Annotated in this window: 12 protein-coding genes; 4 read left to right on the plus strand and 8 right to left on the minus strand. The window is 71.1% G+C overall.

Annotated elements, in window-relative coordinates; all coding sequences use genetic code 11:
• Window positions 1-272 precede the first annotated feature (272 nt).
• Entirely contained in the window at window positions 273-2,558 is a 2,286-nt protein-coding gene (locus B7K26_RS13125) for a LuxR C-terminal-related transcriptional regulator (RefSeq protein ID WP_143340633.1), read from the plus strand.
• Here B7K26_RS13125 and B7K26_RS09935 read toward each other — a convergent pair.
• The 3 genes from B7K26_RS09935 to rsmI form a co-directional block, all read right to left on the minus strand.
• Window positions 2,555-4,099, minus strand: coding sequence for a collagen-binding domain-containing protein (locus B7K26_RS09935; RefSeq protein ID WP_084079030.1), 1,545 nt, complete (start codon window positions 4,097-4,099; stop codon window positions 2,555-2,557). The genes B7K26_RS13125 and B7K26_RS09935 overlap by 4 nt on opposite strands.
• A gap of 105 nt (window positions 4,100-4,204) precedes the next feature.
• A complete protein-coding gene (locus tag B7K26_RS09940) occupies window positions 4,205-5,035 on the minus strand; it encodes a M15 family metallopeptidase (protein WP_084079031.1) in 831 nt (276 codons plus the stop codon).
• Window positions 5,032-5,871 carry a 16S rRNA (cytidine(1402)-2'-O)-methyltransferase gene (rsmI, locus tag B7K26_RS09945; protein ID WP_084079032.1) on the minus strand — a complete coding sequence of 280 codons (840 nt, stop codon included), beginning with the start codon at window positions 5,869-5,871 and terminating at the stop codon, window positions 5,032-5,034. The genes B7K26_RS09940 and rsmI overlap by 4 nt, the downstream gene beginning before the upstream one ends.
• 61 nt (window positions 5,872-5,932) lie before the next feature.
• Here rsmI and B7K26_RS09950 point away from each other — a divergent pair, with 61 nt between their 5' ends.
• Complete coding sequence (locus tag B7K26_RS09950; RefSeq protein WP_159449661.1) at window positions 5,933-7,450, plus strand: dolichyl-phosphate-mannose--protein mannosyltransferase; 1,518 nt, start codon at window positions 5,933-5,935, stop codon at window positions 7,448-7,450.
• Between the two features lie 13 nt (window positions 7,451-7,463).
• Here the strand turns inward: B7K26_RS09950 and B7K26_RS09955 are convergent, their stop codons facing one another.
• On the minus strand, window positions 7,464-7,898 hold the full coding sequence (locus B7K26_RS09955) for an Lrp/AsnC family transcriptional regulator (RefSeq protein ID WP_084079034.1): 435 nt from the start codon (window positions 7,896-7,898) through the stop codon (window positions 7,464-7,466).
• Window positions 7,899-8,026: 128 nt separating this feature from the next.
• Between B7K26_RS09955 and B7K26_RS09960 the strand changes: the two genes are divergently transcribed.
• Window positions 8,027-9,073, plus strand: a complete 1,047-nt coding sequence (locus tag B7K26_RS09960; protein WP_084079035.1) for an ornithine cyclodeaminase — start codon at window positions 8,027-8,029, stop codon at window positions 9,071-9,073.
• Window positions 9,074-9,122: 49 nt separating this feature from the next.
• Window positions 9,123-10,301: an AI-2E family transporter gene (locus B7K26_RS09965; protein ID WP_159449662.1), complete on the plus strand. Its 1,179-nt coding sequence runs from the start codon at window positions 9,123-9,125 to the stop codon at window positions 10,299-10,301.
• 90 nt (window positions 10,302-10,391) lie between these two features.
• Here B7K26_RS09965 and B7K26_RS09970 read toward each other — a convergent pair whose 3' ends face one another.
• From B7K26_RS09970 to B7K26_RS09985, 4 genes are all read right to left on the minus strand, one after another.
• Window positions 10,392-11,372 (minus strand): FKBP-type peptidyl-prolyl cis-trans isomerase, encoded by a 981-nt coding sequence (locus B7K26_RS09970; RefSeq protein ID WP_084079037.1) that lies wholly within the window; start codon window positions 11,370-11,372, stop codon window positions 10,392-10,394.
• A 125-nt stretch (window positions 11,373-11,497) separates the two neighbouring features.
• The gene (locus tag B7K26_RS09975) at window positions 11,498-12,391 is read right to left on the minus strand and encodes a lysylphosphatidylglycerol synthase domain-containing protein (RefSeq protein ID WP_159449663.1); all 894 of its coding nucleotides are present in this window, start codon (window positions 12,389-12,391) and stop codon (window positions 11,498-11,500) included.
• A 44-nt stretch (window positions 12,392-12,435) separates the two neighbouring features.
• Window positions 12,436-13,581, minus strand: coding sequence for a polysaccharide pyruvyl transferase family protein (locus B7K26_RS09980; RefSeq protein WP_159449664.1), 1,146 nt, complete (start codon window positions 13,579-13,581; stop codon window positions 12,436-12,438).
• Between the two features lie 5 nt (window positions 13,582-13,586).
• Window positions 13,587-14,807, minus strand: a complete 1,221-nt coding sequence (locus B7K26_RS09985; RefSeq protein ID WP_084079040.1) for a glycosyltransferase — start codon at window positions 14,805-14,807, stop codon at window positions 13,587-13,589.
• Window positions 14,808-14,835: the final 28 nt, after the last annotated feature.

Below are 14,835 nucleotides of genomic sequence, written 5' to 3' on the forward strand. Positions count from 1 at the left end.
GACCATCCTAGTGACCGCGCGGGGCTCGGCTCACGGGCTGCGGTAACGCCCCCACCTAGACTGACGCGAGACGGCAGGGGGAGTCGATGATCCGCGAATCACACGCATCAACGCCCGCGGCCATCACGCCGCCAGTGCCGCCGGCGTGGGCCGTCCATCGTCCCCGCCTCCTGGGCAGCGTCGGCGCGCCACTTATCCTCATCGAAGGCCCGCCGCGCAGCGGCAAGTCCGTCGCCGCCGCTCAGATGGCCCAGGCAGCGCTGGCGCGGGGAATGAGTGTCAGCTGGGTGGACGCCGGACGCCACGAGCTCGCCGACGTCGCGGCACTCGCGCGACCGGGTGCGGACATGGTGGTGATCGACCGCCCATGGGTGACCGATGTGGCGTCGGCCTGGTCCGCCGTCGCGGCCCTCGAGTCACCGTGCGTGGTGATTGCTGGGCGTGCGGCGCGCGAGCTTCGGGAGCCGGCCGAACTCTCGACGGACCCGGTCCTGATCGATGCCGACGAGCTCGCCATGACGTCCGACGAGGTGGCCGCCGCCCTCACCCTCGCCGACGCTCCCCAACCCCCCGAGGTTGTCGCGATGGTCGCGCAGGCGACCGCAGGCTATGCGATCGCCGTGCGCGCCGTCGCCGCCGCCGCGGGGAGAAGGGCCGTCGATCTGGCCGATGTCGGGGTCACCACCGTGCGCGCCATCGCGCGGCGAGGCGCCGCCAGCGCCGTCGAGGCGGTACGCGGCGCGGTGGAACCCGACGTGTCCCTCACCGATATCGCACGCCTGGCGGTGGCGCCGGAGATCTCCCTTGCGACGGCGACGGCGATCGTGGGCTCCGACCGTGCCGACCGCGCGCTGACAGCCGCCGTGCTGCACGGACTGGGCGTGAGGCTCGAGGCGCCGGCCGGAGGTATCCGGCTCCACCCCGTGGTGAGGGACGTGCTGCTCCACGCCGGCCCACTCGACGAGCCCGCGCGGGAGCGTGCGCTGACCATCGTCGCCCGTTCCTGCGAGGCCGAAGGTGACGCGATCGGCGCGCTGCGCGCACGCATCGGCCTCGGCGATCCGGATGCGCTCGCGGACCTGCTCCTGCGTGTCGACCCACACCTGCAGGCCATCCGCACCATTCGCGGCCAGGATGGGCTGACCTCGTGGTCCAGTGGCGCGCTCGCTGCGCGCCCGCTGCTCGGGGTGGCGAGGGCCGCCTATGCCCTCGCCAACGGCGAGGGCATGGCCGAGGTGCGCCAGTGGCTCTCCATTGCCCTCGGTTCCTCCGAGCGCACGCTCGCGGGGGCGCCGACGCTCGCGCGACGCATCGAGGCATTGGCCAGCGCGATGGTGTGCCACCGCTGGAATGGCCGATTCGACGAGGCCGCCACGCTTGGCCACGAGGTGCTCGGCCTGGCCTCCGAGCCACCGCCCGACGATGCCACCGAGACCTCGCTGGCGGTCGCGGCCACCGAGGCCGTCAGCACCCTCATCACTGGCGGCGCTCTGACCGATGCGACCGACGCGGCCATCGCGTTGCACGGCCATCTCGGCGAGGCCGATCTGATGGCTTCGACGGTCTACCTCGCCACGTCGCAGGTGCTCGACGGACGGGTCCGCGACGGCGAGGAAAGCCTGGCCCGCGTGCGTGAGCTGCGCGCGCCACGCGGCCTGCACGCCCCGCCGGACGTGCTCCTGCGGCTGACCGAGAGCTATCTGCTGCTCGAGCGGGGTGACCCCGCCGGCGCCCAGGACCGCCTCGAGCAATCGGCCCGGACGATTCTGTCGTCCCAACTGTGGCCCGCCTTCGCCGAAGTCCACGAGCTCGCCGAACTCATGCGGTTCGGGTCCGAGCCAGCCGAGGGAGGGATCGGACGATGGTGGCGCGAGCAGTCGCCCTTCTCCGCCGCGCCCGCCTGGACAGTACGGCTGACGGGCTTGCGAGCGCTTGCCGCGCTCGCCGCCGGAGACGCCGATAGGGCCCGGGCACTGCTCGCACGAGTCGACCTCTCACCCGGGGCGCCGCTGCTGTCCGCGCTGGTCCATGCCCGCCTGGAGATGGCCGCGGGCCGGCTCGATATCGCGCTCGCGCACGCCCAGCGGGCCGTCAGGGGCCGGTCCGTGAGGGTCGTCGCTGCCTCGTACCTCATGGGTGCGGTGATCAGGGCCGCAGATGGCGACCACCACGGCGCCGCGAGATCGACGGCGCGCGGCGCGTCGATGCTTGCCACCCACGGCACGACCTTGCCGCTGCTGCTCCTGTCCGCGACGGAGAGATCGACCGTCACGAGCTATCGCGATGCCCTCACCGACTCCGAGTCGGGCGCGCTCGAGGCAGCGATCGTGGCATGCCCTGCGCTGGAATGGCCCACGCACGCGGTGGCGGTGCTCACGCCGAGCGAGAGGCTCACGTTGAGCCTGCTGGGCGAGGGGTTATCGCTTCAGCAGATCGCGCAACGCCGCACCGTGTCCCTCAACACCGTGCGCTCCCAGGCACGCTCGCTCTATCGCAAGTTGGGCGTGGCCGACCGGCACGAGGCTGTGCTGGCCGGCCACGAGCGCCGCCTGCTCTAGCCGACGCGCCGTGTGGCGTACCGGATCGCGAGAACGCCCGATCCCAGGACCGCAAGCCCGGCCCCGAACGTCGCCAAGCGACCCACGGAGGGACCCGTCGTCGTGAGGGTGCCGGTCATCTCGACATCCTCGGCCGCGCCGGTGCCGTCCTCAGCCATCACGTGGTTGTCCAAGACTCCCTCCTCCGGCGTGGATCCTGGCGGGGGCGTCACACTCGGCTCCGGCGTCGGGTCGGGAGAGGGATCCGGCGTCACACTCGGCTCCGGCGTGGGGTCCGGCGTCACGCTCGGCTCCGGCGTCGGGTCGGGAGAGGGATCCGGCGTCACGCTCGGCTCCGGCGAGGGGTCGGGCGAGGGGTCCGGAGTCACACTCGGCTCCGGAGTCACACTCGGCTCAGGCGTCGGCCCCGGATCGGGGCTATCGGGCTCGCCCGGCACGAGCGGCGGCACGAAGTCGTAGTGGTGCAGCTCGCCGTCATTGCGCACGTGGAGTGCCCAGGCGTACACCTGTCCCTCGATGAGGGTCTTGCCGGGACCGATGGTCAGGTCGGCATCGGGCGCAAGGATGGAGCCCGGGACGATCCCGCTGCTCGTGACGCTGACCGCGGCCTGCGCGGGCGTGACGATGTTCCACAGCATGGATCGGGCGTAGAGGTTGTTCTGAGAGCCCTGCGCGTACATCCCGAGCACCTCGGTGGGCAGCACCACCGTGGTGCCGGAGGACGCCGCGATGGTGATCAGGAGCGGAGTGTCCGCCGATGGCACGACGTCGTCGAACGCCAGCTTCCAGTCAGTCGACGGCAGCTCGGACGCGTCCAGCGTGAGGATGTTGACGTGGCCCTCGACGAGAGAGACGGAGATGCCGTTCATGGGCTGCGACCGGTCCTCCGGCCAGTCCACCTCGACGGCACCCCCGATCTGCCCCGAAGCGATCAGTGTGGAGGCGCTGCCCGCCGCGGCCTCGCCGGAGGCGCCCACCAGGGAGGAGTAGGCAGAAGCATCGACGACGCTGTCGACGCCCTGCACATTCATGGACTGCTCGAGCACCTTGGTGGACGGCGAACAGTCGCTCGCGTTCGCCTGCTGGACGCAGACTCCCGCGCCACGAGCCGCGACCGACAGTCCGTCGAGCGACCCCAACCGCACCTCGCCCTGTGTCGCTGCCGTGCTCCCGTTGCCCGCCACCCGGATCGAACCCGACGATGCCTCCCGGTCGAAGGTGCCCCCGGCCACGAGGCGCACATACGAGCCACCGCTCTGAGGCAGCGTGTAGTTCGCGTTGCCTGCGGCGGAATGCACCAGCGTGAAGAACTGGCTGCCATCGCCCGTGGTGGCGACGATGTCCCCTCCTGCGGCGATCGAGCCTTCCAGCTCATGGGCGCTAGCCAGTTCGATATCGGTGGCAGCGACAAGGGTGAATCCGCGGTTGCCTGACAGAGGGTTGACGGGGGTAGCAGCATCGGCGGTGGCCGTCACGGTCATGCCGAGGAGCGCCGCCAGACCCAGGGCCGCGATGGGTCGCACCGCGCGTGAGAACTTCATGGGGACCGACTCCTGTCGAAGGGTGATTGACACCTTCAACGCTAGGAATCTCGTGCCGCCAAAAACCCGGTGCAGGGGGTGAAAGCAGGGGTGAAATCCCGCCTACTACTCGTAGTCGGGCGCGGCGGGGAGGCCCAACGCGTCCTCGAGGGTCTCGGTGCCGTCCTCGTGCATCTGCGCGGCCAGTTCCTCACCCACGTAGCGCACGTGCCACGGCTCGTAGACATACCCGGTGATGTCGTTCGCCCCCTCGGGGTAGCGGACGATGAACCCGAACTCCCAGCCGTGCTCCGCGATCCAGGAGCCGGCGGCCTCGGCTGCGAAGCAGCGCTTGATGCGACACTCGACTGACGCGTACACGTCGGCCCCGAGCCCCGTCTGGTGCTCGGAGTACCCGGGCCGCGCCGAGAACGTTTCCGCCAGGTCCGCGCCGCGCCGCGCGGCGTACTGGGCGAACAGCGACGACTGGAAGCCGTAGGACCGGTAGGCGGTGGACACGGAGAATCCGGCGCCGTCGTCCGACGCCGCCTCGTACATGTCGACGAGCGCCGCCGCGGCCACCGCGCGCATCCGCTGCGCCGATCCCCCCGGCACGCCGTCGACCCGCACCAGGTCGCCTGGAACGTACTCGACCGGGTCGAGCGGCCGCGTCTTGTTGACGACGACCCACAGGGAGTCGGGGTCGTCGACGGAGGGGTGGGCGGTCGCCGTCACCGTGCTGTCGACCTCGGCGGCCTCGACGTCGGGCGCGGTGACCTCCGCGACGGTCTCCGGCGGCTGCGCGGTCACTGTCACCACGGGTGCGGCCGATGCTGCGGCCGGGTCGGTAGAGGAGGTCGCCGACGCGACGGCGCCGATCGCGCCACCCACCGCCGCGGCGAGAACCGCGGCCCCCGCGACTCCCGCGCGGGTCCGACGACTGTGGGAGGGGCTCATGCCCCCGACTGCCGCGCGGCGAGCACGGCCCCGTACAGCTCGCGGCGGGGGACGCCGGCGGTGACGGCGAGGTCGGCGACGGCGTCCTTGGCGCGCTCGCCGGCGGCGACGCGCGCGAGCGCCTCCTGCACGAGCGCCTCCATGGTGGGTGCCTCCGCGGGGCGGCCGGCCACCGTCACCACGATCTCGCCGCGCACGCCGTCGGCGGCCCACGCGGCGAGTTCCGCCAGCGTGCCGCGGCGCGTCTCCTCGTGGGTCTTGGTGAGTTCGCGGGAGACCGCCGCGGGGCGTTCGTCGCCGAACGCGAGGGCCATTGCCGCGAGCGTCGCGTCGAGGCGGTGGGGCGCCTCGAAGAACACCATGGTGCGCGCCTCGGTCGCGAGGTCGGTGAGTGCCCGCGAGCGCTCCCCGTCCTTGCGCGGCAGGAACCCCTCGAAGCAGAAACGGTCGGTCGGAAGGCCCGACAGAGCCAGAGCGGTCAGCACCGCCGACGGCCCCGGCAGGACCTCGACCGCCACGCCCGCCGCGGCGGCGGCCTCGACCACACGGAAGCCGGGGTCGGACACTGTCGGCATGCCGGCATCGGAAACGAGCACCACAAGCGCGCCGGCGGCGGCACGCTCGATGAGGTTCGCGGCACGGTCGCGCTCGTTGTGATCGTGCACCGCGAGGACCTCGGCGGTCACCTCGATGTCGAGGCGGCGCGCGAGGTCACGCAGCCGCCTGGTGTCCTCCGCGGCGATCACGTCCGCCTCGGTGAGGGCGGCACGGAGCCGAGCGGACGCATCGGCCGCATTCCCGATGGGTGTCGCCGCCAGCACCACGCGTCCCGTCATGTGTCCCAGGGTCGCACACGGCCTCCCGGTCTCCGTGCACGTCGCCGTTAGGCTCTGCCCTGTGATTCTCGAGAGGCTGTGGCGCTGGCGAGTGGCCCTGATGGCGACGGTGGTCGGCGTGCTCGCCGCGGTGATGCGCTTCGCGTCGCTGGGCCACCCGACCGACCTGGTGTTCGACGAGGTGTTCTACGCGCGCGGCGGGTACTCGCTCGTGGAGCTCGGCTTCGAGGGCGAATGGGGCGGCGACAACCAGGACTTCGCTCACGGCGACTTTTCGCAGCTGTCCGACGAGGGGGACTTCGTGGTCCACCCGAACACGGGCAAACTGCTCATCGGGCTCGGGATGAAGATGTTTGGCGCCACCCCGTTCGGGTGGCGCTTCTTCGCGGCCCTGTTCGGCGTCGCGGCATGCGTCATCCTCGCGTTCACCGCGCGGCGCCTGTTCCGCTCCACCATCTGGGGCACCGTGGCCGGCGTGCTGCTCGCGGTCGACGGCGAGCACGTGGTGCTGTCCCGCACGGCGCTTCTCGACGGCTTCATGACGTTCTTCGTCATCGCGGGTTTCGCGCTGCTGGTCATGGACCGGGAGCGCACTCGAGAACGGTTGATGGCCGCAGCCGCGCAGGAACGCGGCGCGCTGGGGTGGGGCCCGGAGGTGAGGCTGCCGGGCGGGGGCCCCAACCTGGGAATTCGCTGGTGGCGCCTCGCGGCCATGGTCGCGTTCTCCGTGTCCGTGTCCGTCAAGTGGAACGGTCTGTACTTCATGGCCGCCTTCCTCGTGCTGTCCGTGGTGTTCGACTGGTACGACCGCCGCGCCGCGGGCTACGAGGACTGGTTCGGGGGCGGCTTCCTGCGTGCCATCCCGGCGTTCCTCACTACCGTGGTGGTGCTGCCGCTCGTCTACCTCGCGTCGTGGATCCCGTGGTTCACCTCGGACAACTCGTGGGGACGGCACTGGGCCGAACAGAACCCGGGCGAGGGCGTCACGTGGCTTCCCGAGTCGCTGCGCTCGCTGGTGCACTATCACCGCCAGATGTGGGACTTCCACAAGAGCCTCGATACCCCGCACAACTACGAGTCGAACCCGTGGTTCTGGCCCTTCCAGTGGAGGCCCACCGCGTTCTACTTCGAGGACGCGCCCGACGCGGACTGCGGCGCCGACCGTTGCGTGAGCGCCATCCACGCGGTCGGAGACCCCCTGCTGTGGTGGGTCGCCTTCGCGGTGCTCCTGTTTGCCCTGTGGCGCGTGGTGCGCCACCGCGACATGCTCGCCCTGACGCTCGCCGTCGGCTACCTCGCCGCGTGGGTCACCTGGCTGCCGTTCGCCCACCGCACCATCTTCACCTTCTACACGGTGACCATGGCGCCGTTCGTCGTGCTGCTCGTGGTGTGGGCGCTCCAACGCCTCGCGCAACCCGCGCGCCTGGGCGGCGCGTGGAGCCCGCGCGGCCTCGCGATCGCCGGCGTCTACGTGGGGCTCGTGCTGGCCCTGGCGGGCTTCTTCGCCCCCATCTGGATCGGCGATCCCATCCCCTTCAGGTACTGGCAGCTGCACATGTGGTTCCCGTCCTGGGTCTAGGGCCGAAGGCCGCCTATGCGCGCCTCTCGATGAGGCGCGACAGCACGATCGCGGAGCGCGTCGAGTCCACCTGACTGGGAGAGCGGACCTTTTCGAGCGCGAGCTCGAGGTGGCGAGTGTCGGCCGCGCGCAGGGTGACCAGAGCATCGGCCTGACCCGTGACGGTGGTCGCCTCGATCACCTCGGGGATGCCGGTGAGGATGCGGCGCAGCTCCTGGGGGCCCACGATGCCGCGGCAGAACAGCTCGACGTACGCCTCGGTGCCGTGCCCGACCGCCTCGGGGTCGGTCACGACGGTGAAGCCCCGAATCACGCCGTCGGCAGTCATCCTGTCCACGCGCCGCTTCACGGCGGAGGCCGACAGCCCTACCCGCGGGCCGAGCTCCTGATAACTCGCGCGTCCGTCCTCGCGCAGCAGGTCGAGCAGGCGGCGATCGAGTGCATCCACGGGTCATTCCTCATTCCTGCGCCGCGCGCGTGAATATCGAGCCAATCGTCCGATACTCGCAGGATATTCGCGCCTATGGCGGCTTTCGCGCGCGGTTTGTTTGTCATCCTGATCACAGGAGGTGAACCATGGTGATGCTCGTCGACGTCCCCCGCATGGCGTCATGGATCTCGTACGTGGGCCCGGAGGCCGCGATCGAGGGGATACGTTCCCGGCTCGAGGCCGACTACCGCCGGTGGCCCGACTTCGACAAGACTCCCAGGATCGCGGCTCACTCCCCGCTCGGCGTGATCGAACTCATGCCGATCGCCGATGCCGAGCGCTACGCCTTCAAGTACGTGAACGGCCACCCCGCCAACCCGCTGCGCGGCTACCAGACGGTGACCGCCTTCGGCGCGCTCGCCGACGTCCACAACGGCTACCCCGTGCTCGTGGCCGAGATGACGCTGCTCACCGCGCTGAGGACGGCCGCGACGTCGGCGATGGCCGCCGTCGCGCTCGCGCGGAGCGACTCGCACACCATGGCCGTGATCGGCAACGGCTCGCAGAGCGAGTTTCAGGCGCTGGGCATGCGCGCCGCGCTAGGCATCGACACGCTGCGCATCTGGGACACCGATCCGACGGCGATGGCCAAGCTCGCACGCAACCTCGCCCCCCTCGGCTTCGAGATCCACTGCGCGACCAGCGCCGAGGACGCGTGCCGCGGCGCCGACATCGTCACCACGTGCACTGCCGACAAGACCCTCGCGACCATCGTGCGCGACGAGTGGATCGCCCCCGGCACCCACCTCAACGCCATCGGCGGCGACTGCCCCGGTAAGACGGAACTCGACCCCGCGATCCTCAACCGCGGCGACGTGTTCGTCGAGTTCACGCCGCAGACCCGCATCGAGGGTGAGATCCAGCAACTGCACCCCGATCACCCCGTGACGGAACTGTGGACGGTCCTGGACGGCACCGTCGCCGGGCGCACGCACGACGACCAGGTGACGGTCTTCGACTCCGTGGGATTTGCCCTCGAGGACTTCTCCGCGCTGTCGTACCTGGCCGATGCCGTGGCCGGCACCCGCTTCGCCGGCACCGTCGACCTCATCGCCGACCCCGACGACCCGCGCGATCTGTTCTCGCTCGTCGCGGGCGAGGAGGCTGCGGTCAGGGCCGCATCGGCCGCCTGACGGCGCCGCCGCGCTGTGGCCGCGCACGGCCCCTGGCACGATAGGCGCCATGAGCGAGGACAGCACGCAGGTGCCCAGCGCGGTGGCTCACGCCGCGCAGACAGTGAAGGACGAGCGCCCCGACACGTCGCCCCCCGCGTGGGCGAACAGGTTCGTGTGGCAGTCGGCGTGGAAGCTCGTCGCCGTGGTCGCCCTCGCCGCGCTCGCCGTGGTGGTGGTGCTGCAGCTGCGGCACCTACTCGGCTCACTCACCATCTCGCTGTTCTTCGCCCTCGCGATCATCCCGGGAGTCGAGGCGCTCGTGCGCCGCTTCGGGATGCGCCGCGGCGCGGCCGTGGGGATCATCTTCATCACGGCGCTCGTCGCCGTGGTGCTGATGGTGTCCTTCCTCATCCCCGCGATCGTCCAATTCGCGTCGGCCGTGAGCCAGCACTTCACGGAGTGGATGGATCAGCTCAACGCCTGGACCAGCGACAGCCTGGGCGGCGACGTGGTGGACACGGAGGCGGCGCAGGATGCGACGGCGCCCATCCTTCACGCCGTGCAGCAGTGGGGCGACAACGTCCTAGGCGTGCTGTCGAGCGGGCTCGGGCTCGTCTTCGACGTGTTCACCATCATGACGTTCACGTTCTACTTTGCGGCCGACTTCCCTCGCCTGCTGCGCACCATCATGCGGCGCATGCCCCCCGAGCGACAGCAGGTCGTGGGGTGGGTGGCCCGCACCTCCATCGAGCAGACCGGCGGCTACTTCTACTCGCGCCTGCTCCTCATGCTCATCTGCGGCACCGGTGCATTTTTCGTGATGCTGCTCGTGGGCCTGCCGCTGGTCTACGCGCTCCCGATGGCGCTGTTCATGGGCTTCGTGTCCGAGTTCATCCCGTTCATCGGCACCTACCTCGGCGCCATCGTCCCATCGCTCGTGGTCCTCGCCGTCGAGGGCTTCGTTCCCACCCTCATCCTCGTGGGGTACGTGCTGGTCTACCAGCAGATCGAGAACTATGTCCTGAACCCACGGCTGTCCTCGAAGACGATGGAGCTGAACGGCGCCGTCGCGTTCGGTGGAGCCATGGCGGGTGGCGCGATCGCCGGCCCCATGGGCGCGTTCATGGCTCTGCCCGTGGCGGCGCTCATCACCTCGATCGCGAAGAACACCGGCCGCACCTACGAGGTGGTGGCCGAGCTCGAGGCTGGCGAGGCCGGAGTCGCGTCGACCGACGAGACGGCCTAGCCCCGCACCGCGCCCGCCTCCGGGCGCACAACGCAACGGCGCCGGCCTCCCCGCAGGGGAAGCCGGCGCCGTTGTCGTTGCGGTGAGCGGTTAGCTCGCGGCCAGGATGTCGACCACGAACACGAGGGTCGAGCCGCCGGGGATCGAGCCATCCGCGGTGTCCTCGTCGCCGTAGCCGAGGTCCGACGGGATGATCAGCATGACCTGGCTACCCACGGTCTGGCCCGCGAGGCCGTCGACCCAGCCCTGGATGAGCGAAGAGCTCGACAGGACGAAGGACGCGGACGCGCCGCGGTCCCACGAGGAGTCGAACTGCTCGCCGTCCCACACCCATCCGGTGTAGTTCACGGTCACGGTGTCGCCCTCTTCAACCGTGTCGCCCTCGCCCTTGATGAGGGGCTGGGCCACGAGCTCGCTGGGCTCCTCGGTGGCGGTCGAGAAGTCGATGCTGGGAGCGCCGGTGTCATCGAGCGTCACCGTCGGCAGCCCCTCCTCGGGCTCCACTGCCTCACCCTCGGGCGCGTCGAGCGGGGTGGTGGCCGACTGCACGGTCACCGCCATGAACGTCGAAGCACCCACGGTGCCGTCCGCGGCGGCGGTGCCCGGCGAGCCGTAGATGAAGTCGGTGCCGACCTTCTGGCCCTGCAGCGCCTCGTACAGCACGGGGTCGATGCCCGACTCGGCGTAGCTCACGGACTCGGTCGAACCGGAGTCATAGGTCGAGTAGGTCATCGTTTGGTCCTCGCCGGACCACACGGTGTAAGCGAGTTCGATGACCTGGCCGTCGACGATGTCCTCGCCGTCACCCTCGTTCACGACGAGTGCAGCGGTGGTGTCGACCGTGAGCGGCGACTCAAACTCGAGCACCGGCGCCTCGTCGTCGCCGTTCCAGGTGATCTCGCCCAGCGTGGCCTCCGCGGCCGCGGTGTCGGCGCCGGTGTCGGCCGATGCCGAGGCGGAGGGGGAAGTCGAGGTGGACGAGTCGCCATCGGAGTCGCTCGAGCAGGCAGTGAGGCCCAGCAGCGAGACGGCGCCAATGGCGACGACGGTGGTCCAGCGGGATGAAAGCAAGAGTGAAGCTCCTCGATCAGCGCGCGAAGGCGCGGTGCGGCCGGGCAGAGGCCGGCCCTGGTCACGGTCAGTCAACCGATGAGCGGCCGCAGGAGTTCCCAGCGACGCGCACTCTCAGCATTCTCTCAGGTACGCGCGAGTCGCCCTACCACCGTGGCGACGGCCCAGAACAGCAGGTCGACGGCGGCCGACCAGACCCTGCTGACGATCACGACGAGGGCGGCCGTGGGTGCGGGGAGCACCACGAGCAGCAGCACCATCTGGGTAGCATCCCTGGTGCCCAGGCCGCTCGGCACGAGCGGCGTCAGCATGCCTACGACGCCCGCGAAGCCGAACGCCCCGACCAGGAACAGCAGGTCCCCCGCGCCAGTGTCGGGCACGATCGCCTTCAACAACAGCGCGTAGGCGAGGCCCGAGACCAGTGCGCCGACGCCGTACAGGCCGAGCGACGAACCGACGACGTCCCAGCCGACCGGCGTCACCTCGCCGCGCTTCAACAGTCGGAAGCCCAGCGCGAGCACACGGTTGAACACCGGCGGCGTCATCGCGACGAATCCGAGGACCGCCCCCACTGCCACCACGATCCTGAGGACCGGCGAGATCTCGCCGATGCGCGGGTCGAGGGCAAGCATCGTGAGGGAGACGGCGCCGACGGCCACGATCTGCGCCGCCGCCTCCACGAGCGTCGAAATCGCGAGCCGCGACTTCGAGATCCCCTGCTCGGCAGCGAGGTAGACCTTTCCCGCGATCCACGGGATGGTGCCGGGGATGTAGCGCGCCAGCCACGCCTTGGCGTAGATGTCCGCCATCACGACGAAGCGGGGAAGGTGGCTGGCACCCAGGCGCGAGAGCACCACGCGCCACACGATCACGCCGAGGTAGCGGAATGCGAGGGCGATGGCGCTGGCCGCGACGACCCAGCCCCAGCCCACCTCGAGGCCGTCCAGCGCGTGCCAGTCGACGGTGGCGAGAAACCACGCGAAGGCGGCCACGATGGCCGCATAAAACAGCCACCTCACGGCGGTCCCCCAGGGCCGCCGGCGCTCCGTAGCAGCGTCGCCGCTCACCTTCCGACCGCCGCGGCGAAGTCGGCGCGCAGACGCTCGCGCATCGCGGCGAGCGCGGCTGCAGTGCGCTCCGCCTGTGCGGCGTCAGTCACGACGGCGGAGGCCAGGTGCGTGAGGTCCGCGACGGCATCGTCCTCGAGCAGGCGCTCGATAGGGCGGGTGTAGCCGGCCGCCCCCACCTGGTCGGCGTAGAGGCGACCCTTGTCGACGTAGAAGTAGGTCACGGTGGGGACTCCCACCGAGGAGGCGACGATGCCGGCGTGCAGGCGCAGCGCGATCATCACGTCTGCCGCCGCATACACGGAGCGGATCTGCCCGGGCGAGACCTCGTCGTCGTCGAGGACGTGGACCCGCTCGGGGTGCGCGGCGCGCTCGCGCAGCCGGTGCGCGAAGGCGGGGTCCTGCACCATGTGCATGGGGGCGAGGACCACGGCGCCGTGCGCCTCGACGAGCGCATCGATGGCCTCCACCAGGCGTGTGGCGAGAAGGTCAGCGTCGGGCTGGGGCCGCTCGCGGCGCCAGCGGTGGGGAAGCCAACCGCCCTTGCGGTAGTGGAACCACTCGCGCGGGGCGACGATGGCGTAGCGCTCGGCGGGGAGGTCGACGGGCTCGAGGTCGGTCGCGTACACGGCGCAGTCGAAGCTCGCGGTCACGCGCTCCGCGGGCACTCCCCACGCGACAAGCTTGTCCCGCGACTCCTCGTCGCGCGTCAGGAACGTCTTGGTGCGGCGCACGGTGGCGGCGATAAGGCGGCGGCTGGACCGTGCCGACGTGGGGCCGATGCCCTGGAAGGCGCCCACGAGGTTGCGGTTGGCGGCGCGCACGGCGGCGATCTTGACCGCCCAGTACCAGACGCCCAGGCGGTTCGTGTAGTCCTTCAGCAGCTCGCCTCCGCCCCACAGCACCAGGTCGGCGCGGCGCGCGGCGCGCATGAGGCTCACGAGCGCGAGGGGCGACAGTGAGTGAATGTCCTGGCCCAGGGCCTCGGCGTCGAACCAGGCGCCGTCGCGCGTGGCGTGCTGCGACACGATGGTGACCCGGGCACCGGGAAATGTATCCCGGACGAGCCCCAGCAGGCCCGCGGCGATCGCGCGGTCGCCGCGGTTGGCAGCGAGGTCGGAGTTGATGACGAGGACCTTCACGCCGGTCATCCTTCCACGGCGTTGCGGTCACCCCGCAGGCGCGCGAGCATCGCGGGCGCAAGGTGCTCCCAGCTGAGGGCCGATGCCCGTGCGCGGGCGGACGCAGCGCGCGCCTCGCGATCGGCGGGCTCCCGCGTCATCTCCCTCACGAGGGCATCGGCCAGCGCGTCCGCGTCACCGGCGGGCACGACGGTGACCACGTCCGCGAGGAGGTCCTGCGCCCCCGACGCATCGGATGCCACCACGAGTGCGCCGCGCGCAAGACCCTCGAGCGCGGCGACGGGGAGGCCGTCGGCGTCGCCGTCCGCGGCGACGATGGAGGGCACGGCGACGATCCCCGCCTCACGCTCAAGCGCCGCCTTGTCATCGCCGGTGACGTAGCCGCGCCACTCGACGCCCTCGAGCGGCGCCGCCGTGCTCTCGAGGCGGGTGCGCAGCGGCCCGTCGCCGCCGATCACGAGGCGCGCGTCCGGCACCGCGGTCCGCACGCGCGGCCAGGCCTCGAGAAGGACGTGGATGCCCTTCTTCTCGACAAGTCTCGCGATGACGGCGACGGTGTGCGGCGCACCGGGAGGCAGGGGCGAGTCGGGCAGCGTGACTCCCATGGGCTCGATGGCGAGCGCTGCCTCGACTCGCTCGCGCGCCGCCCCGGAGAAGAAGGCGAGCAGCCGGTCGGCCGTCTGGCGGCTCACCGCCGTCGCGAAGTCGGCGCGCTCGACGACGGAGTGAACGATCCGGGTGCCCAGCAGCCCCAGGCGGCGCAGGACCGCGACGTCGGCGGCGTGGGTGGTGAAGCCGAACCGCACGCCTGCCCTGCGCGCGACTGAGGCCGCGACAATGGCCTGGGGCGTGAACCAGTGGGCGTAGACGACGTCGGGGCGCAGGTCGCGAACCGCGCGCCGCAGCGCGCGCCGCTCCCCCGCGAGCAGCAGCGGCACGACAGCCGCCATCGCCGGGTGCTCGGAGATGGCGGGCATGATGCCGCGGGCGGTGAGCGTCTCCCAGCGGCGCGGCGCGTAGCCGAACCGGTGCTGACGGACCCTGCCGTCGGCGGACTCGGCGCGCGGCCACGTCAGCTCGCGGGAGCTCGGCGTGTGCGGCGCAAGCAGCGTCACGGTGACGCCGGGATCGGCGTGCGCGAGCGCGAGGGCCTGGTCGAGCACGAAGCGAGGCACGGCATCGGCCGCGTGGGCGGGGAGCGTGGACGCGACCACCAGGATGTGCACGTGCCCACGCTAGTCGCTGGGCCCGCGC

Origin of the sequence: Demequina sp. NBRC 110057 (genome assembly GCF_002090175.1) — a bacterium.
Classification (GTDB): Bacteria; Actinomycetota; Actinomycetes; order Actinomycetales; family Demequinaceae; genus Demequina.